The organism is Blastococcus sp. SYSU D00820 (genome assembly GCF_054050695.1).
Genome location: NZ_JBJGZW010000003.1, coordinates 106,178 through 124,341 on the forward strand (window position 1 = coordinate 106,178; position 18,164 = coordinate 124,341).

At 75.3% G+C, this 18,164-nt stretch carries 17 protein-coding genes; 12 read left to right on the top strand and 5 right to left on the bottom strand.

Translation table 11 applies throughout. The features are described from left to right. Positions 1 to 16: 16 nt before the first annotated feature. Positions 17 to 229 carry a DUF1918 domain-containing protein gene (locus ACI79R_RS05965; protein ID WP_456572663.1) on the bottom strand — a complete coding sequence of 71 codons (213 nt, stop codon included), beginning with the start codon at positions 227 to 229 and terminating at the stop codon, positions 17 to 19. 130 nt (positions 230 to 359) lie between these two features. On the opposite strand from ACI79R_RS05965, the gene ACI79R_RS05970 reads away from it, so the two are divergent. After that, entirely contained in the window at positions 360 to 1,265 is a 906-nt protein-coding gene (locus ACI79R_RS05970; protein WP_456572664.1) for an NAD-dependent epimerase/dehydratase family protein, read from the top strand. A gap of 18 nt (positions 1,266 to 1,283) precedes the next feature. On the opposite strand, the gene ACI79R_RS05975 is transcribed toward ACI79R_RS05970, so the two are convergent. Continuing rightward, on the bottom strand, positions 1,284 to 1,472 hold the full coding sequence (locus ACI79R_RS05975; protein WP_456572665.1) for a hypothetical protein: 189 nt from the start codon (positions 1,470 to 1,472) through the stop codon (positions 1,284 to 1,286). 180 nt (positions 1,473 to 1,652) lie between these two features. Here ACI79R_RS05975 and ACI79R_RS05980 point away from each other — a divergent pair, with 180 nt between their 5' ends. Then, positions 1,653 to 2,375: a GAF and ANTAR domain-containing protein gene (locus ACI79R_RS05980; protein WP_456572666.1), complete on the top strand. Its 723-nt coding sequence runs from the start codon at positions 1,653 to 1,655 to the stop codon at positions 2,373 to 2,375. A 21-nt stretch (positions 2,376 to 2,396) separates the two neighbouring features. Here the strand turns inward: ACI79R_RS05980 and ACI79R_RS05985 are convergent, their stop codons facing one another. Together ACI79R_RS05985 and ACI79R_RS05990 are read right to left on the bottom strand one after the other, a co-directional pair. Then, a complete protein-coding gene (locus tag ACI79R_RS05985; RefSeq protein WP_456572667.1) occupies positions 2,397 to 3,131 on the bottom strand; it encodes an ANTAR domain-containing protein in 735 nt (244 codons plus the stop codon). 113 nt (positions 3,132 to 3,244) lie between these two features. Beyond that, the gene (locus ACI79R_RS05990) at positions 3,245 to 4,480 is read right to left on the bottom strand and encodes a cytochrome P450 (RefSeq protein WP_456572668.1); all 1,236 of its coding nucleotides are present in this window, start codon (positions 4,478 to 4,480) and stop codon (positions 3,245 to 3,247) included. Positions 4,481 to 4,708: 228 nt separating this feature from the next. Between ACI79R_RS05990 and ACI79R_RS05995 the strand changes: the two genes are divergently transcribed. The 10 genes from ACI79R_RS05995 (at position 4,709) to ACI79R_RS06040 (ending at position 16,969) form a co-directional block, all read left to right on the top strand. Next, positions 4,709 to 5,914 carry an ABC transporter ATP-binding protein gene (locus tag ACI79R_RS05995; protein ID WP_456572669.1) on the top strand — a complete coding sequence of 402 codons (1,206 nt, stop codon included), beginning with the start codon at positions 4,709 to 4,711 and terminating at the stop codon, positions 5,912 to 5,914. Continuing rightward, on the top strand, positions 5,911 to 7,695 hold the full coding sequence (locus tag ACI79R_RS06000; protein WP_456572670.1) for an ABC transporter permease: 1,785 nt from the start codon (positions 5,911 to 5,913) through the stop codon (positions 7,693 to 7,695). Before ACI79R_RS05995 ends, ACI79R_RS06000 begins: the two co-directional genes overlap by 4 nt. Next, positions 7,695 to 8,558: a PaaX family transcriptional regulator gene (locus ACI79R_RS06005; RefSeq protein ID WP_456572671.1), complete on the top strand. Its 864-nt coding sequence runs from the start codon at positions 7,695 to 7,697 to the stop codon at positions 8,556 to 8,558. Before ACI79R_RS06000 ends, ACI79R_RS06005 begins: the two co-directional genes overlap by 1 nt. Then, on the top strand, positions 8,555 to 9,739 hold the full coding sequence (locus ACI79R_RS06010; protein WP_456572672.1) for a cytochrome P450: 1,185 nt from the start codon (positions 8,555 to 8,557) through the stop codon (positions 9,737 to 9,739). The genes ACI79R_RS06005 and ACI79R_RS06010 overlap by 4 nt, the downstream gene beginning before the upstream one ends. Further along, positions 9,736 to 10,974: a CaiB/BaiF CoA transferase family protein gene (locus tag ACI79R_RS06015; RefSeq protein ID WP_456572673.1), complete on the top strand. Its 1,239-nt coding sequence runs from the start codon at positions 9,736 to 9,738 to the stop codon at positions 10,972 to 10,974. Before ACI79R_RS06010 ends, ACI79R_RS06015 begins: the two co-directional genes overlap by 4 nt. Continuing rightward, entirely contained in the window at positions 10,975 to 12,081 is a 1,107-nt protein-coding gene (locus ACI79R_RS06020) for a 2-hydroxyacyl-CoA dehydratase (protein ID WP_456572674.1), read from the top strand. It begins immediately after the preceding gene. Then, entirely contained in the window at positions 12,078 to 13,361 is a 1,284-nt protein-coding gene (locus ACI79R_RS06025) for a 2-hydroxyacyl-CoA dehydratase (RefSeq protein ID WP_456572675.1), read from the top strand. The genes ACI79R_RS06020 and ACI79R_RS06025 overlap by 4 nt, the downstream gene beginning before the upstream one ends. A 68-nt stretch (positions 13,362 to 13,429) precedes the next feature. Next, on the top strand, positions 13,430 to 14,473 hold the full coding sequence (locus tag ACI79R_RS06030; protein WP_456572676.1) for an ABC transporter substrate-binding protein: 1,044 nt from the start codon (positions 13,430 to 13,432) through the stop codon (positions 14,471 to 14,473). 108 nt (positions 14,474 to 14,581) lie between these two features. After that, complete coding sequence (locus ACI79R_RS06035) at positions 14,582 to 15,997, top strand: alpha/beta hydrolase family protein (protein WP_456572677.1); 1,416 nt, start codon at positions 14,582 to 14,584, stop codon at positions 15,995 to 15,997. Between the two features lie 75 nt (positions 15,998 to 16,072). Beyond that, positions 16,073 to 16,969 carry a PaaX family transcriptional regulator gene (locus ACI79R_RS06040; protein ID WP_456572678.1) on the top strand — a complete coding sequence of 299 codons (897 nt, stop codon included), beginning with the start codon at positions 16,073 to 16,075 and terminating at the stop codon, positions 16,967 to 16,969. Positions 16,970 to 16,974: 5 nt separating this feature from the next. Here the strand turns inward: ACI79R_RS06040 and ACI79R_RS06045 are convergent, their stop codons facing one another. Beyond that, positions 16,975 to 18,117, bottom strand: a complete 1,143-nt coding sequence (locus ACI79R_RS06045; RefSeq protein WP_456572679.1) for an epoxide hydrolase family protein — start codon at positions 18,115 to 18,117, stop codon at positions 16,975 to 16,977. Between the last annotated feature and the right edge of the window lie 47 nt (positions 18,118 to 18,164).

Genomic DNA, 18,164 nt, shown 5'->3' on the forward strand with positions numbered 1-18,164 from the left:
CCGGGCCGACCGCCGGTCAGGCGCGCGCGCCCTCGTGCGCGGGTTCGGCCAGCCGGATCTCGGTGTCCGGCCCGGGGTAGACGACGCTGACCCGGTCGTCGTCGCGCCAGCGCACCACGTAGGGCGGGCTGCCGTCGGCGTGCGGCACCTCGACGATGCGGCCCTCCCGGACGACCTGGTCCACCCGACGGCTGTGCACCACCAGCCAGTTGCCCACCTCGGCCCGCACGGCTGCCTCCCGGTCCTCGACCCGGTGGCGGGGACGGTTCCCCGCCCTGCAGCCACGGTCGGCCCCGGGGCGGGGAGGGACCAGGGCCTCCGGTCCCTGATCCCGCCCGGAGGCTGGAACACCGCGCCCCGTGCGCGACTTGACGCCGGTCATGGACGTCTTCCTCACCGGCGGCACCGGCCTGGTCGGCTCGGCCGTGCTCCGCTCCCTGCTCTCCGACGGTCACTCCGTCACCGCCCTCGCCCGCAGCCAGGCCGCGGCCGGCCGGCTCTCCGCCGCCGGCGCCACGGTGCTCCACGGCGACGTCGCCGACGCCGGGCTGCTCGCCGCGGCGGCGCGCGACGCCGACGCCGTGGTGCACACCGCGGCCGCCGGCGACGGCCGCGACGCCGAGCGCGACACCACCCTGCTCGACGCCGTCCTCCCGGTGCTCGCGGGCACGGGCAAGGCCTACGTGCACACCAGCGGCGTGTGGGTGCACGGCTCGGGCACCTTCGACGAGGAGTCGCCGCTCGACCCGCCGGCGCTCACCGTCTGGCGGCTGCCGCTCGACGCCCGCGTGCGGGCCGCCGCGGCCGACGGCGTGCGCAGCGTCGTGATCGCCCCCGGCATCGTGTACGGCGGCGGCGCGGGCATCCCCGCGATGCTCCGGTCGGGCCCGCGCACGGACGACGGCGCGCTCGTGCTGCCCGGCCCGGGCGACCAGCACTGGACCACCGTGCACGCCGACGACCTGGGCCGGCTGTACGCCCTGGCGCTGGAGCGCGCGGCCGCCGGCTCCTACTACCTGGGGGTCAGCGGCGCGAACCCCACGGTCCGGGAGATCGGCGAGGCCGCCGACCGCGGCATCGGCGGCACCGGCCGGGTCGAAGGCAGCACCGCCGAGGAGACCGAGGAACGCCTGGGACTGTTCGGCGGCGCGCTGCTGCTCGACCAGTCGACCACGGGTGCGCGGGCACGGGCCGAGCTCGGCTGGGCGCCCACCGGGCCGGCGCTGCTCGAGGACCTGGCGTCGGGCTCGTACGCCACGCGGTGAGCGGGGACGGGTCGTCCGCTACTCGCGGACGACCCACACCTCGGCCGGGCCGTCGGCGGTGTCGCGCACCTGCACGGGCTCGAAGCGCTCGTAGACGCCGTACCAGCGGGGCCCGTCGTAGACGAGCACCGACGACTGCAGCCGCTCGGCGGCCACGTCGTCGACCTCGCCGTGGCGGGGCCCGCCCCAGTGGAAGATCAACGGCATGGGAGGCACGGTAGTGCTGCTCGCGCAGCCGCCGGTCGCCGGGCCGCGTACCGTCGGTCCCGGAGGCGGGCGACCGCGTCCGTGTACGTCATGACGCGGCGTACCCAGCGCGGGTCCCGGATCGCCCCGGGCCCGCCGCCGGGGATGCCCGCCCTCCCCGGTCGTCCCGGGAGGAGGGCCATGTCGACGCCGTCGGACCCGGGGCCCATGGACGCCACCGCGGCGCTGGAGGAGCTCGGCCGGATCTCGCTGCAGGAGCACTCCATGGAGTCGCTGCTGCAGACCGTCGCCGATCTCGCCCACCGCGTGCTGCCCGGCCGGCCCGAGACGTCGGTCTCGGTCATGGTCGACGACCGGCCCGTCACCGTGGTCTACCAGGGGGAGCTGGCCCGCGACTGCGACGAGAGCCAGTACGGCCGGGGCTACGGCCCCTGCCTGGAGGCCGCCGCGCGCGGGGAGACGGTGGAGATCCCCGACATGCGCACCGAGACGCGCTGGCCGGACTACGCGCGCAGCGCCGCCGAGCGCGGTGCGCTCTCCTCCCTGTCGATCCCCCTGCCGATCAGCGAGGGCATCCGCGGAGCGGTGAACGTGTACGCGCACCGGCCCCGGGCGTTCGACGACGAGGCGCGGGAGATCGCCGGCCGGTTCGCGCCGTACGCGGCCGTGGCGGCCAGCAACCTGTACGCCTACGAGAGCGCCCGCGACGTGGCGGAGAACCTGCGGCTGGCCCTGGAGTCGCGGGCCACCATCGACATGGCCAAGGGGATGCTGATGGAGCGGTTCGCGCTCACCCCCGACCTGGCCTTCCAGGTGCTGGTGCGGGTCTCGATGAGCACGCAGACCAAGGTGCGCGTGGTCGCCGACAGGCTGGTCCGCACCGGCGAGATCGACCTCGGCTGACCCTCCGCGGCAGCGGAGGCCTCACCGGCTGGGGTCGTCGGACAGCGTGAAGCGCTCCAGCGGGATGCGCCCCTCGACCACCCGGCCGGCGAGCTCGTCGACGTCGCAGCCGGCGGAGAAGGCCTGCGCGCGCAGGACCGACAGCGCCTGCTCCGCCGGGATGCCGAGACCGGCGACGAGGAAGCCCATCGCCTGCCACACCAGCGCCCGGCGCTGCGCGGCCGGGGCGTCCAGCCAGGCCGGCACGGAGCCGCTCCGGGACGGCCGGCGGGCGTGCCCCGCGAAGGCCTCGGCGATCTCGCCGGCGACGGTCAGCACGTCCAGCAGCCCGAGCCGGCCCACGCCGTCCGGGGCGACCACGTAGAGGTCCAGCGCACCGATGTCGCGCAGGGCACCGGGCAGCGCCACCGAGGCGGCGCTGCGGAACGGCGTCGTCCCGAGGAACGTGTCGGCGAAGGCGGGCCAGCGGGACCGGAGGGCCGCCTCGTCGACGACGACCGGCAGCCGCTGCGCGTGGGCGGTCAGGCACGGGCCCTCGCCGGCGGTGAACTGCAGCCGCTCGGCCTGCGCCGCGACGGGGTCGCTGGCACCCACCGGCAGGCGGCGGTCCTCGGCGAAGAACAGGCTGATGCCCGCGCCGTCCACCGGCAGCACCCGGGCGGCGGCGCGGGCCAGCCGCTCGGGCAGCAGTTCCGGCCCGGGCAGGTCGTCGGTGCAGGCGGCCACGGCCGCCGAGAACTCCGTCGCGATGCTCACCGGGCTCACCGGGCTCCGTCCACCGTGCCACCCGCACGGGGCGCGTCACCGGGCGCGTCTGACCCGCTCCACCACTCTCCCCGGGCCGGCGGGCGGCCGCCACCCGGGGCCGGTCAGGCGCGGACGAAGTCCAGCGGCACCGAGCGGGTGCCCCACTCTGCCCAGATCGCCATCTCCGGCTCGCCGGCCAGCCGGAACGAGGCGCTGCGGGCCAGTGCCTCCTCCAGCGTGATCCGCATCATCATCCGGGCCAGCGGGGCGCCCGGGCAGCTGTGCGTGCCCCGGCCGAAGGAGATGTGCCGGTCGATGTTGGGCCGGTCCAGCACGAACTCCTCGCCGTTGGGGAAGACCCGCTCGTCGCGGTTGGCCGAGGTGTAGACCAGGGCGATCGGGTCGTCCTTGCGGATCAGCTGGCCGGACAGGACGACGTCCTCCCGCGCGGTGCGGGCCATGCCGCGGTAGGGGGAGTACAGCCGGAGGAACTCCTCCACGGCGGCGGGGATGAGCGACGGCTCGGCGCGCAGCCGGTCCTGCAGCTCCGGGTCGCGCGAGAGGTGCACGAACATGTTCCCGGTGAACACGCTCGGCGCCACCATCCCGGTGACGATGAGCTGGCGCACGCAGCCGAGCACCATGTCCGCCGGCAGCGGCGCGCCCTGGTACTCCGCGGCGAGCAGGGCCGCGGTGAGGTCCTCGGCGGGGTCGTAGTCCCCGGCCCGCCGCTCGTCGATGATGTCCTGCGCGATCTCGTACAGCCGCCGGCTGAGCTTCTTGACCGTCTCGTGGTCGAGCACCTGGATGGCGTCGACGTAGGTGCCGCTGACCCGCTTGATCTCGTCGGAGACGTCGACCGACAGGTTGAAGAAGTGCGCGAACACGTGCGCCGGGAACTTGTGCGCGTACTGCTTGCACACGTCGACCCAGCGCGCCTCGACCAGCGGCTCGAGCAGCTCGACGGCGACCTCCCGCACCCGCGGCTCCAGCGCGCGCATCTTCGGCGGGGTGAAGAACGAGTTGATGACCCGGCGGTAGGCCATGTGCTCCGGCGGGTCCAGGTGCAGTGGCGGCCGTACGCCGGTGAAGGCGAACTTCGGGATCGCGTTCTGCTTCGACGTCGTGAAGTGCTCGATGTCGGTGATCACCTCGAGCACCTCGTCGTAGCCCAGCGCGGCCCAGAAGCCGCCGTACTCCTGGCTCCGGGCGATCGGGCAGCGCGGGCGCAGCTCGGCGAACTCCTCGTGCGCGCTGGTGAACGTCTCACCGGGGCGCACCGGATCGAAGTCGTGCGCGGTGCGCCGGGTGTCGTCGGCGGTGTGCTCGACCGGGCACGTCGGGTCGGGACGGTCCATGGGGTGTTCCTCCGGATGCCGGCGTCGCGGGAGCCGCGAACGAGGGGATGCTCCGAGGTTATCCACGCCACACCGATTTTCGCCAGACCGTTGACGGCAGTCGGCGATTCGGCAAACATGTGTCGCGTCCGGAGCCGTGACCCGGGTCACCCGACCGGGACGCCGCTGATCGATCCCCGCCATCCACGTCCAGCTCGCACGGCGGGCAGAGAGAGACAGGCCGACGCGATGACGCCCGACACGCCCACCTCCTCCACGACGCCGGTCGTGCAGGTGAACAACCTCGTCAAGCGCTTCCGCCGGGAGAGCGGCGCGGTGGTGAACGCGATCGACGACGTGTCCTTCGAGGTCGCCGCCGGGGACTTCGTCGTCCTGCTGGGGCCCAGCGGCTGCGGCAAGACGACGCTGCTGCGGGCCATCGCGGGCCTGGAGACCCCCGACGAGGGGTCGATCAGCATCGCCGGCCGCCGGGTCTACTCCTCGGCCGACCGCGTCGAGGTGCCGCCGGAGCGGCGCGACATCAGCATGATCTTCCAGTCCTACGCGCTGTGGCCGCACATGACGGCGTTCAAGAACGTCGCCTACCCGCTGCAGAGCCGGCGCGGGCGCAAGGTCGCCAAGGACGAGATCGCCCGCCGGGTGCGCCAGGCGCTGGAGCTGGTCGGGGTGGGCGACCTCGAGCGGCAGTACCCGGGGCAGATGAGCGGCGGCCAGCAGCAGCGGATCGCCCTGGCCCGCGCGCTGGTGAACAACGACGACCTGGTGCTGTTCGACGAGCCGCTGTCCAACGTCGACGCCAAGGTGCGCGAGCAGCTGCGCTTCGAGCTGGTCTCGATGCAGCGCGAGCTCGGCTTCTCGGCGCTGTTCGTCACCCACGACCAGACCGAGGCCATGGAGCTGGCGCACCGGATCGCGGTGCTCGACAGCGGCCGGATCGTGCAGTTCGGCACCCCGCAGGAGATCTACGCGCGCCCGGCCACCCGGTACGTCGCCCAGTTCATCGGCGCCATCAACGAGGCCGAGGGCACGGTGGCGGCCGTCGACGGCGACGTCGTCACCGTCGAGACCGGCCAGGGCCGGGTCGTCGGCCGGGCGCACCAGCGGCCGGTGCGCATGGGGGAGCGGGTCGCGGCCATGTGGCGCCCCGAGCGCGGCGTCCTCTCCCGCGACGAGCCGTCGGCGGTCAACCGGTGGCCCGGCGCGGTCAAGGCCTCGCTGTTCGTCGGCTCGCACACCGAGTACGTCGTCACCCTCGCCGGCGGCGACGCCCGGCTGTGGAGCCCCCGTCCGGACCTGGTGGACGCCGGCTCGGCGGCCTGGGTCTCGGTGGACGCCGAGGACGTCCTGGTCCTCCCGGTCGACGCGCCCGCGGGCCCGGCCCCGGAGCCGTCGTCCGCGCCGGCGACCGCCCCGGCGATGGTGCCGGCGTCGTGAGCGCCCCCACCCTCGTCCGGGAGCCCGTGCCCGACGCCCCGGCCCCCGCCCCGCGCAAGGCCCGCCGCGGGCGCAAGCTCCCCGGGCCCTTCGACGCGGTCACCCTGGTCATCGCCGCGATCCTCATCGCGATCGTCGTCGTCCCGCTGGGCCGCGTGCTGGTCCGGCTGTTCTGGGTCGACGGCTCGCTGACCCTCGACCCGATCCGCCGCACCCTCGCCGTCCCGGACCTCGGCAAGCTGCTGCTGGACACCTTCATCCTGGTGCTGGCCAGCGCCGCCCTCGCGTTCGTCATCGGAGTCGGGCTGGCCTGGCTCAACGAGCGCACCAACGCCCGGATGGGCCTGCTGACCGACGCGCTGCCGCTGCTGCCGTTCCTGCTCCCGCCGGTGGCCGGCGCCGTGGGCTGGACCATGCTGCTCTCGCCCCGCGCCGGGCTGCTCAACAGCTGGATCCGCGACTTCTTCGGCATCTTCGGCGTGGAGATGCGCGACGGCCCGTTCGACATCAACTCCTGGTACGGGCTGATCCTGGTGATGGCCTTCTACGCCGTGCCGTTCGTCTTCATGAACGCCTCGGCCGGGCTGCGCAACCTGGACCCGGCGCTGGAGGAGGCCTCCCGGCTCAGCGGGGCGGGCACCTTCCGCACGCTGCGCAAGGTCACCCTCCCGGCGGTCGCCCCGAGCCTGGGCGCGGGCTTCCTGCTCGCCGTCTGGTTCGGCGTCGGCATGTTCTCGATCCCGGCGATCATCGGCACGCCGGCCGGCATCGACGTCATCTCCGTCCGCATCGTCGAGCTGCTGACCTTCACCTTCCCGCCGCAGACCGACGTCGCCATCGGCCTGTCCGGCTTCGTCGTCCTCTTCGTCGGGCTGGCCTACTGGCTGCAGGTGCGGATCCTGCGCCGCGGCCGGCACGCCACCGTGGCCGGCAAGGGCGCGCGCGCCAAGACCATCGACCTGGGCGCCTGGAAGTGGCCGGCCCGGCTGCTCGTGCTCGGCTACGTCGTCATCTCGACGATCCTGCCCATCGTCGCGCTGGTCCTGGTGTCGCTCAACGGCTTCTGGACGCCGGACATCAACTGGTCGAACCTCAGCTTCACCGCGGTCTCGCAGGCGGTGTTCGAGGACGAGACGACGCTGCGCGCCCTGCTCAACAGCCTGGGCCTGGGCCTGGTCGGCGGGCTGATCGGCATCGTCAGCGCGGCGATGATCTCCCTCTACGTGTCCCGCAAGCGCACCGCGCTGGCCAAGGGCATCGACGTGGCGATCAAGATGCCGGCGGCCATCTCCAACATGGTCATCGCCGTCGGCATCCTGCTGCTGCTGGCCGGGGCGCCGTTCCACCTCACCGGCACGCTGGCGATCCTGCTGATCGGCTACCTCGCGCTGTACCTGCCGCAGGCGTCGATCGCCGCCGACGCCGCGGTGAGCGGCGTGGGCAAGGAGCTGCCGGAGGCCTCGGCGATCTCCGGAGCGCGGCCGTTCCGCACCTTCCGCAAGGTGTACGTGCCGCTGATGATCCCGGGCCTGGTGGCCGGCTGGGCGCTGCTGTTCATCCGCATCGTCGGCGACCTGACCGCCTCGGCGATCCTCGCCGGCACCGCCAACCCGGTGGTCGGCTTCCGCATCCTCGAGGTGTTCACCAGCGGCTCGTTCGCCCTGCTGGCCTCGCTGTCGACGGTGCTGGTCATCATCACCGCGACCGTGCTGGTCGCCGTGCTGGCCTACACCCGGCGGAAATCCAAGCTGGGCGTCAGCGCCCGCGTCGGCGGGGTCTGATGGCCGCGCCCGCGCTGCCCCGGACCGCCGTCGCCCCTCCCGACCTCCCCGACCCGGCCCTGCGGCCGGAGAGCCTGCTGCTCACGTTCTTCGGCGCCTACGTGCTCGGCCGTCCGGTCATGGTGGCCTCGCCCGGCGTGCTCGACGTGATGGAACGGGTGGGGGTCTCGCCGCACGCCACCCGCTCGGCGCTGGCCCGCATGGTCAAGAAGGGCCTGCTGGTCAGCGAGCGGCGGGGCCGGCCGGTGTACTTCGGGCTCACCGCGCGCTCGGAGGAGGTGCTGGCCGACGGCGGCGTGCGCATCTGGCGCAGCGGTGCGGTCAACCGGCACTGGGACGGCCGCTGGACGCTGCTGGGCTTCTCGCTGCCCGAGTCGTGGCAGCGCCAGCGGCACGACCTGCGGTCGCGGCTGCTGTGGGCCGGCTTCGGCCCGCTGCAGGGCGGGCTGTGGGTGGCGCCGGACACCGTCGACGTCGGGCGGCTGCTCGAGGGCCTGGCCGCCGCCGGCCACGTGCGGTCGTTCCTCGCCACCCCGGCACCCGGCACCGACGTCCAGGCGATGGTCGCCGACGCCTGGGACCTCGCCGAGCTCGCCGGCCGCTACGAGGCCTTCCTCGAGCGGTGGGACGGCGGGGCCGCCGACCGCGGCGCCATCGACCCCCTCGCCCGGCAGCTGGCCCTGCAGGCCGAGTGGCTGCGGGCCATCCGCACCGATCCCCGGCTGCCGGTGGAGCTGCTGCCGGCGCCCTGGCCGGCCGAGCGGGCCCAGGAGGTGTTCCACCGGCTGCACGCCGAGGTGGAGGTCCAGGCCCGGGCGACGGCCGCCGAACTGCTGGACACGATCCCGGTGGGAGCACGATGAGCGACTTCGACCCGCTGGCGACCGACGTGCCCGCGGAGGCACTGGCCACCTACGCGGAGCTGCGCGAGCGGTGCCCGGTGGCGCACACCGACGCCTACGGCGGCTTCTGGGCGCTCACCCGCTACGCCGACGTGGCCGCCGCGGCCGGCGACGCGCGCACCTTCATCTCCTCGGTGCGCGCCGTCGTGCCCAGCGACCCCCGCGGGCTGCGCCGGCCGCCGCTGAACTTCGACGCGCCCGCGCACACCCCCTACCGCAAGGCGCTGGACCGCACCCTGCAGCGCGCCCGCATCGAGCGGCTCGAGCCCCGGCTGCGGGCGCACGCCGCCCGCGAGCTGGCGCCGATGCTGGCCCGCGGCGGCGGGGACGTCGCCCAGGAGTACGGCGCCCGCTTCCCGGCATGGGTGACCACCGAGTGGCTCAACCTCGCGCCGGAGATCGCCCCGCAGCTGGCCGACACCGCCACCGCCTGGATCCGCGCCTGGCGCCGGATGGACGGCCCGGTGGTCAACGAGATGAGCGAGCGGATGTACGGCATCGCCCGCGACCTCGTGCGCGACCGGCGGGCGGCGCCGCTGCCGGTGGAGGAGGACCCGGCCAGCTCGCTGCTCGCCGAGCGGCTGGACGGCCGGCCGCTGGACGAGGAGCACCTGGTCGGCGCGCTGCGGCAGAGCCTGGTCGTCGGCATGGTCGCCCCGCCGATCCTGCTCGGCTCCATCTGCGCGCACCTGTCGGCCGACCAGGAGCTGCAGGCCCGGCTGCGCGCGCACCCGGAGCTGCTGCCCGACGCGGTGGAGGAGTTCCTCCGGCTGCACACCCCCTACCGGGGCTTCGCCCGCACCGTCGCGCACGACGTCGAGCTGCACGGCCGCACCATCCGGCCCGGCGAGCCGGTCACGCTGGTCTACGCCGCGGCCAACCGCGACCCCGAGCAGTTCCCCGACCCCGACACGTTCGTGCTGGGCCGGCCCAACATCGCCACCCACCTGGGCTTCGGCCGCGGCCGCCACCGCTGCGCCGGCATGCCGCTGGCCCGGCTGGCCGTGCGGGTCGCGCTGGAGGAGTTGCTCGCCGGCACCGGCGGCTTCGTCGTCGACGGGCCGCTCGAGGGCGCCCGCATGCCCGAGATCGGCTACCAGTCGGTGCCGCTGCGCTTCACCACTTCGGCGGTGCCCTCGTGACCGGGCAGCGGCCGCTGGCCGGGATGGTCGTGCTCGACCTGACCAACGCCCTCGCCGGCCCCTACGCCACCCTGCTGCTGGCCGGCCTCGGCGCGCGGGTGGTCAAGGTGGAGAACCCGCACCGCGGCGGCGACCCGGCCCGGGAGAACTCGCCGTACGTCACGGGCGAGGGGCTCAGCGTCCGCCGGACCGCACCGGAGGACATGTCGGTCTCCATGCTCGTGCGCGGCCGCGGCAAGGAGTCGCTGACCCTCGACCTGCGCGACGAGCGCGGCCGGGCGGTGCTGGCCGACCTGGTGCGGTCGGCCGACATCCTGGTCGAGAACTACAGCGCCGGGGTCACCGCCCGGCTGGGCATCGACCCCGCCTGGGCCCGCGCGCTGAACCCGCGGCTGGTCTACACCTCGATCAGCGGCTTCGGCGCCGAGGGCGGCCCCGGTACCGGCAAGGCGATGGACACCATCGTCCAGGCGCTCAGCGGCGTGATGATGACCTCCGGCGCGCCGGGGGAGCCGCCCGTGCGGCTGGGCCTGCCGATCGCCGACCTGCTCGCGCCGCTGTACGCGGTCATCGGCACCGTCTCCGCCGTCCTCCAGGCGCAGCGCACCGGCGAGGGCCAGCACGTCGACGTCTCCATGCTCGGCGCGCTCACCTCGCTGGTGGCCTGCGAGCCGTTCGACGCCTTCGAGGAGATCGGCCTCCCGCTGCGCACCGGCGCGACCGTGCCGCGGCTGGCGCCGTTCGGCACCTTCCCGGCCGCCGACGGCTGGTTCGCCCTGTGCGCGCCGGTCGACCCCTTCGCCCACGGGGTGCTCCGGGCGATCGGCCGCCCGGACCTGGTGGACGACGAGCGGTTCGCCCGCCGCGACGGCCGGGTCGCCCACGCCGACGAGCTGCACGCCCTCATCGCCGAGTGGGCCGGCGACCGCACCGTCGCCGAGGCCGTCGCCGTCCTCGACGCGCACGGGGCGCCGGCCGCCGAGGTGCGCGACCCCAGCGCCGCCGTCCGGGATCCGCTGGTGCTCTCCCGCGGCGAGGTGGTGCGCCTGGCCGACCCGACCGGGGGCGGCGCCGAGCTGTACGGCGCCGGCGTGCCGATCGTCTTCTCCGGCACCCCGACCGTGCTCGACGGCCCCGCGCCGGCGCTCGGCGAGCACTCCCGGTCGGTGCTGCGCGACCTGTGCGGCTACGCGGACGAGCGGATCGACGCGCTCGTCGCGGCGGGGGTGGTCTGAGTGCGCGCCGTGGACCGCCTCGCGCAGGAGTACGCCGCCCGGCCCGAGCGGGCGCGCGCCCTGGCCGCCGCCGGCCGGCCGGTCGTGGGGATCGTCGGGGCCGACGTGCCGGCCGAGCTGGTGGCCGCCGCGGGCGCGGTCGGCTACCGGCTGCACGGCTCGCCCGACCGGGTCTCGGCCGAGGCGCGCGCGGTGCTGGGCGCCGCGCTCGACCCGGTCGCCCACTCGGTGCTGACCCGGCTGCTCGACGGGGAGCTGGCCTTCCTCACCGGGCTCGTGGTGTCCCGCGACTCGCAGGCCTCGCTGCAGCTGTTCTACGCGCTGCGCGAGCTGCGCCGGCTGGAGCCGGCCCGGGACCTCCCGCCGGTGGTCCTGCTGGACCTGCTGCACCTGCCGACGGCGCACACCGCCCGCTACGACGAGGAGCGGCTGGCCCAGCTGGCCGGCGTCCTCGCCGGCTGGACCGGCACGGCGCCGTCGCCCGGGCGGCTGGCCGCCGCCGCGGCGGAGGCCGGGCGGGTCCGCGACCTGCTCCGCCGGGTGTCCGCGCTGCGCCGGGAGGCGGCGCCGCGGGGCACCGGCACCACCGCGCTGCACGCGGTGGGGGTGGCCGGCGCGCTGCCGGCGGGGGAGGCCGCCGCGCTTCTGGAGGCCGTGCTGGACGAGGCCGACGAGCTCCCGGCCGGGCGGCGGGTGTTCCTGACCGGCAGCGGCCAGGACACCGACGAGCTGTACCGCGCGCTCGAGGAGGAGCTCGGCTGCCTCGTGGTGGGGGAGGACGCCGACTGGGGCGACCTCGCGCTGCCGCCCGACCCGGCCGGCGCCGACCTCGGCGCCCTCGCCACCGCCTACCGGGACCGCGGCCCGGCCGCGCCGACGGCGTCGATCCCGGCCCGGGCCGCGGCGACCGCGCAGCGGGTGCGCGACAGCGGCGCGGAGCTGCTGCTGGCCGTCGTCCGCGAGCACGACGAGGCCCCGGCGTGGGACTTCCCGGCCCAGGCCGCGGCCGCCGGCGTGCCCGCCGCGCTGCTGGCCCGGCAGCCGTACCGGACCGCCGCCGACGACCTGCGGGCCGCGGTCGGCGTGCCGGCCGGGAGCCGGTCGTGACCCGCCTGGCGGCGGCCACCGCCGCGACGGCCTACCAGAAGGAGTGGTTCGCCGGGATCCGCGCCCGGGTCGCCGCCGGCGAGCCGCTGGCCCTGGTCAACGCCGACGCCCCGCAGGAGCTGCTGCGGGCGATGGACATCCCCTACGTGGTCAACCAGTGGTGGGCCTCGGTGGTGGCGGCCAAGCAGCGGGCCGACGACGCCCTCCAGGTGCTGCGCGACCGCGGCTACCCCGACTACAGCCGGCAGTACGACGCGATCTCCCTCGGCTCGCTGTCGCTGGAGGACCCGCCCTGGGGCGGCCTGCCGCAGCCGACCGTCGTCATCGCCGAGAACAGCGGCGACGCCGCGCGCAAGGTGTTCGACCTGTGGGCCGAGCTCCCGGGCACCGACTCCCTGCCGCTGGAGCGCTCCTCGGCCGTCGAGGCGCCGTCGCGCTGGTGGGAGCTGGTGCCGCACCGCTGGGAGGAGGCGTTCGGCTCCGAGCGGATCGACCTGCTGGCCGGTGAGATCACCGACCTCGCCGCCGCCCTCACCGAGCGCACCGGCAAGGTGCTCGACCTCGACCGGCTGGCCGCGGTCATGGACCTGGTCAACGAGCAGGCCGAGTGGAACCGGCGCACCCGCGACCTGATCGCCGCCGCCCGGCCCACGCCGGTGCGCGTCGGCGACACGATCCCGGCGGTGATGGTGCCGCAGTGGCACCGCGGCACCGAGTGGGGCCGCGACGCCGCCCGCCGGCTCTACGAGGAGGTCGCCGGGCTGGTCGACGCCGGCGCCGCGGTGGTGCCCGACGAGCGGCTCCGGCTGATGTGGCTGGGCCGCGGCCTCTGGTACGACCTGGGCTTCTACCGGCGGTTCGAGGAGCGCTACGGCGCGGTCTTCGTCTGGTCGATGTACCTGGCGATCGCGGCCGACGGATACGCCCGCTACGGCCCCGACCCGGTGCGCGCGCTGGCCGGCCGCTTCGCCGGCCTCACCGACCAGCTCTACACGCCCCCGTGGAGCACGGAGTGGTACGTGGAGCAGGCGCGCACCCACGGCGTGGACGGCGTCGTCCACCTGGTCGCCGACGACGTGCCCGGCAGCTGGTTCACCACCCGCGCGCTGGAGGACGCCGGCATCCCGGTGCTGGAGATCCACGCCAACAACGCCGATCCCCGCACCGGCGGTCCCGACACCCTGGACCGGGCGGTCAGCGAGTTCCTCGAGCGCCGGCTGCTCCCGCGGCCGGCCGGTGGAGGGAGGGCGCCCCTGCAGGCCGACGTGCGCCCCGCCTGACGACCCGCACCGCCATCCCTGCACACCCTGCACACCCCGCGCCGATGCGCGCGGAGGAAGGATCCGCCATGCGCACCACCCGGAAGAGCATCGGAGCTCTCGGTGCCGGCCTCGCCGTCACCATGGTCCTCACCGCCTGCGGGGGAGGGGACGACGGCGGCACCGAGGAGGTGGCCGCGCCGACGCTGGAGAGCTCCGAGGAGCTCGACGCGCTCGTCACCGCCGCCCAGGAGGACAACTGCCTGACCGTCTACGGCACCGTCGACGAGTCGATCCTGCAGTCGGTCACCGACGCGTTCACCGAGCAGTACGACATCCCGGTCGCCTTCGTCCGGCTGGTCTCGGCCGACCTGAGCCAGCGGTACTCCACCGAGGCGCAGGCCGGGGCCACCGTCGCCGACGTCATCCTGCTGACCTCCTCGCCGTTCTACGGCGAGGCGCTCGGCAACGGCTGGCTGCAGCCGGTGGACGAGGCCGGGCTGCCGGCGTTCCCCGGTGAGTTCCCCGCCGACTACACCGCCGACGACGGCGCCACCCCGGTGGTGAGCCTCGTGCCGACGACGATGGTCTACAACACCGGCCTGGTCGAGGCCGCCCCCGAGTCGTGGGAGGCCTACGCCGACCCGGCCAACAAGGGCGAGCTGCTGTTCGCCGAGCCGTCGTCGTCGCCGGCCAACCTGTCGTTCTGGGCGCTCATGCGCGAGGAGTACGGCGACGACTTCCTCGAGGCCGTCGCCGCCAACGAGCCGCGCTGGTACAACTCCGCGGTCCCGGCCACGCAGGGCGTCGCGGCCGGCGAGGGCGCTCTCGGCTTCCCCGGCGTCGCGGCGATCGTGTCGGGCCTGCAGGAGTCCGGCGCCCCGCTGGAGGCCGCCGTGCTGAGCCCGACCACCGGCCCGGAGATCGGCCTGGGCCTGTCCGCCGGCAGCCCCTGCGAGAACGCCGGGAAGCTCTTCGCGAACTACCTGCTGTCGGAGGAGGGCAACACCTACTTCAACGAGGTGTCGAACGCGATCTCGCCGTACGGCGAGGACGTGAGCGACTTCGTCCGGCCGACGCCCGTGCCCGAGGCCGAGGCGCAGGAGATCAACGCGCTGCTCGGCGCGCCCTGACCGGGAGTGGCCGCGCCGGCCCCTGCGCCGGCGCGGCCACGCCCCCCACCCCGGTGGCGCCGGTCATCGGGATCCACCGACCCCGCGGGGTCCGAACGAGGGATGCTGATGCTCCGACGACGAAGCCTGCTCCTCACCGTCGCGGCGGTCACCGCCGGCGGGATCGCCCTGGTGCCGCAGACCGCGGCCGCCGCCGAGGTGGCCTGCTCGACCCAGGCCGACGGAACGGCGGTGTGCACCGGCGCGACCGCGGCCGCCGACGGCGCGCAGGCGCCGTTCCGGTACGAGGTGCCCGCCGACTGGAACGGCACCCTGCTCATCTGGAGCCGCGGCGGGCCGGTGCAGACGCCGCCCCTGCCGGGCCCGGAGAACCTGCGCCAGACCCTGCTCGACCAGGGCTACGCGCTGCTGGCCTCGACCTACTCCCACTTCGGCTGGGCGGTGGAGGAGGGCCCGGCCGACCAGATGGCCGCCCTCGACGTCTTCGAGGCCGAGGTCGGCGCCCCCGACCGCACGATCGCCTGGGGTGGCTCCCTCGGCGGCGTCATCACCGGGGCGATCGTCGAGCGGTACCCCGACCGCATCGACGGCGCGATCCCGCTCTGCCACGGCCTGGGCGGCACCACGGCGCAGTGGAACCAGCTGCTCGACGCCACCTACGTCGTCGACCAGCTGATCGCCACCGACGTCGAGCTGGACCTGGTGGACCTCCCGCCGTTCCCCGGCCCGGCACCCGCCGACGCCGCCACGGCCGGCTCGCTGCTGGCCCAGGCACAGACCACGCCCGAGGGCCAGGCGCGCATCGCCCTGGCCGCGGCGATGAACAACTCGCCGCTGTGGGTGGACCCGGCCGATCCGCGGCCGGCCCCCGGTGACCAGGCCGCGCTGCAGGCCCAGATGTACGACGCCCTGCAGAACGCCGTCCGGCTGGGCATGGGCGTGCCGCGGCAGGAGCTCGAGTACCGCGCCGGGGGCAACTTCTCCTGGAACGTCGGCGTCGACTACGAGCGGCAGCTCCAGGCGTCGGGCCACCGGCAGCTGGTCGAGGCCGTGTACCGGGCCGCCGGGCTGGACCTGCAGGCCGACCTGGACCGGCTGGCGGCCGCGCCGCGGATCGCCGCCGACCCGGAGGCCGTCGCCTACGCCCGGGAGAACCTCGCACCCAGCGGGGAGATCGCGGTGCCGGTGCTGACGATGAACACCACCGGCGACGCCTCGGCCCTGCCGGCGCACAGCCGCACCTACGAGGACGTCGTCCGCCGGGCGGGGAACAACGCCCTGCTGCGCACCGCCTACGTCGACGGCCCCGGCCACTGCACCTTCACGCCCGCCGAGTACCTCGCCGCGCTGCGCGCGATGGAGTACCGGCTGGACACCGGGCACTGGGGCTCGGCGGCGCAGCCGCAGTCGCTGAACCGGGTCGCCGCGGCCAGCGGCCTCGGGGCGGCGCGGTTCGTGCACACCACCCCCGAGCGGCTGCTGCGCCCGTGCAACGCCGGGGAGGAGTGCCCCGGTCAGCCCTGACCGTCTCCCTCCCTGCGGGGACGTCGCTCCCCGGCGGCGTTCCCGCAGGTCCCGGGCTGGGTCAAGATGGCAGGAATGGACGAGACCAGCGCGGCCGGCGGTGAGCCGGACCTGAGCGGGCCGAGCACGGCCGGGCCGGAGGACGTCGTCCTCCGGCCCGAGTCGCTGCTGCTCACGTTCTACGGCGCGCACGTGCTCGGCCGCCCGGTCATGGTCGCCACGCCGAGCCTGATCGAGGTCATGTCCCGGATCGGCGTCTCGCCGCACGCCACCCGGTCGGCCATCGCCCGGATGGTCAAGCGCGGCCGGCTGGTCAGCCGGCGGCAGGGCCGGCAGGTCTTCTACGGCCTGACCCCGCGGTCGGTCGAGGTGCTGCACGACGGATACGTGCGCATCTGGCGCACCGGCGCGGTCAACCGGCACTGGGACGGCCGCTGGACGCTGCTGAGCTTCAAGCTCCCCGAGTCCTGGCAGCGGCAGCGGCACGAGCTGCGCACCCGGCTGCTGTGGGCCGGCTTCGGGCCCCTGCAGGGCGGGCTCTGGATCGCCCCGTCCGTCCCCGACCCGGCCCGGCTGCTGGCCGGGCTGGAGGCCGCCGAGCACGTCCGCGCGTTCGTCGGCCAGCCGCACGGCGACCTCGACCCCGCGGCGATGCTCGCCGACGTCTGGGACATCCCCGGCCTGGCCCGCCGCTACGAGCGGTTCCTCGAGCGGTGGGACGGCGGCGTCGCCGACCGCGCGCACACCGATGCGCTCGGCCGGCAGCTGGCGCTGCAGGAGGAGTGGCGGCTCACGCTGCGCCAGGAGCCGCAGCTGCCCGTGGAGCTGCTGCCCGCGCCGTGGCCGGCCGAGCGGGCCCAGGAGCTGTTCCACCGGCTGCACGCCGAGGTGGAGGTGCAGGCCCGCGCGCTGGCCGGCGCCCTCCTCGACACGATCCCGGCGGTCGAGGGCGAGCCGGCGCCGCAGGCCTGACCGCGTCACCGCAACGGCCGGAAGAACTCCCGCACGTCCTCGACCAGCCGCTCCGGGTGCTCCATCGCCGCGAAGTGCCCGCCGCGGTCGTGCTCGCGCCACATCCGCAGGTCCCGGTACTGCTCGGCGGCCCACTCGCGCAGCGGCTGGTAGATGTCGCGCGCGAACAGCGAGACGCCGGTCGGCACCTCCACCCGGGGCCGCCGGGCTCCCGGGTCGCGCGCGGCCTCCCAGTAGATCCGCGCCGACGACGCCGCGGAGTTGGTGAACCAGTACTCCGAGGGCAGGTCCAGCAGCCGGTCGGCGCCCAGCGCGGCGACCGGGTCGCCGCCGGCGTCGGTCCAGGACCAGAACTTGTCGAGGATCCACGCGCACTGCCCGGCGGGGGAGTCGGCCAGCGCGTAGCCGATCGTCTGCGGCCGGGTGCGCTGCTGGACGGCGTATCCGGAGTCCTCGTCGCGGTAGTGCTCCTCGGCCGCCACCGCCCGCCGCTCCCGCTCCGTCGAGGGCTCGAACCCGCGCGGCGCCCGCACGGTCACCATGTTCAGGTGGACCCCGGCCACCCGGTCCGGATGCCGCGCGCCCAGGTTGGCCGACACGTGCGCGCCCCAGTCGCCGCCCTGGGCGCCGAACCGGTCGTAGCCGAGGCGGCCCATCAGCTCGGCCCAGGCGTCGGCGATCCGGGCCAGTCCCCAGCCGGGTTCCGCGGGCCTGCCGCTCCAGCCGAAGCCGGGCAGCGCGGGGGCGACGACGGTGAACGCGTCCCGGGCGTCGCCGCCGTACCGCACCGGATCGGTCAGCGGCCCGACCACGTCGAGGAACTCCAGCACCGACCCCGGCCAGCCGTGCGTGAGCACCAGCGGCAGCGCGCCGGCGTGCGGGGAGGGCACGTGCCACAGGTGCAGGTCCAGGCCGTCGACCTCGGTGCGGTACTGGTCGACCTCGTCGAACCGCGCCTGCCGGGCCGCCCAGTCGTAGCCGTCGGCCCAGTGCGCGCACAGCTCGCGCAGCACCGCCAGCGGCACGCCCTGCGACCAGTCCGGCACCGTTTCCGGCTCGGGCCAGCGGGTGGCGCGCAGCCGGGCGCGCAGGTCGTCGACGTCGGCCTCGGGCACGCGCACCCGGAAGGGGCGCAGGTCGGTTCCCACCGGCCGAACCTAGCCATCCGCCGGGTCTCTCACCCAGCGAAAGCCGG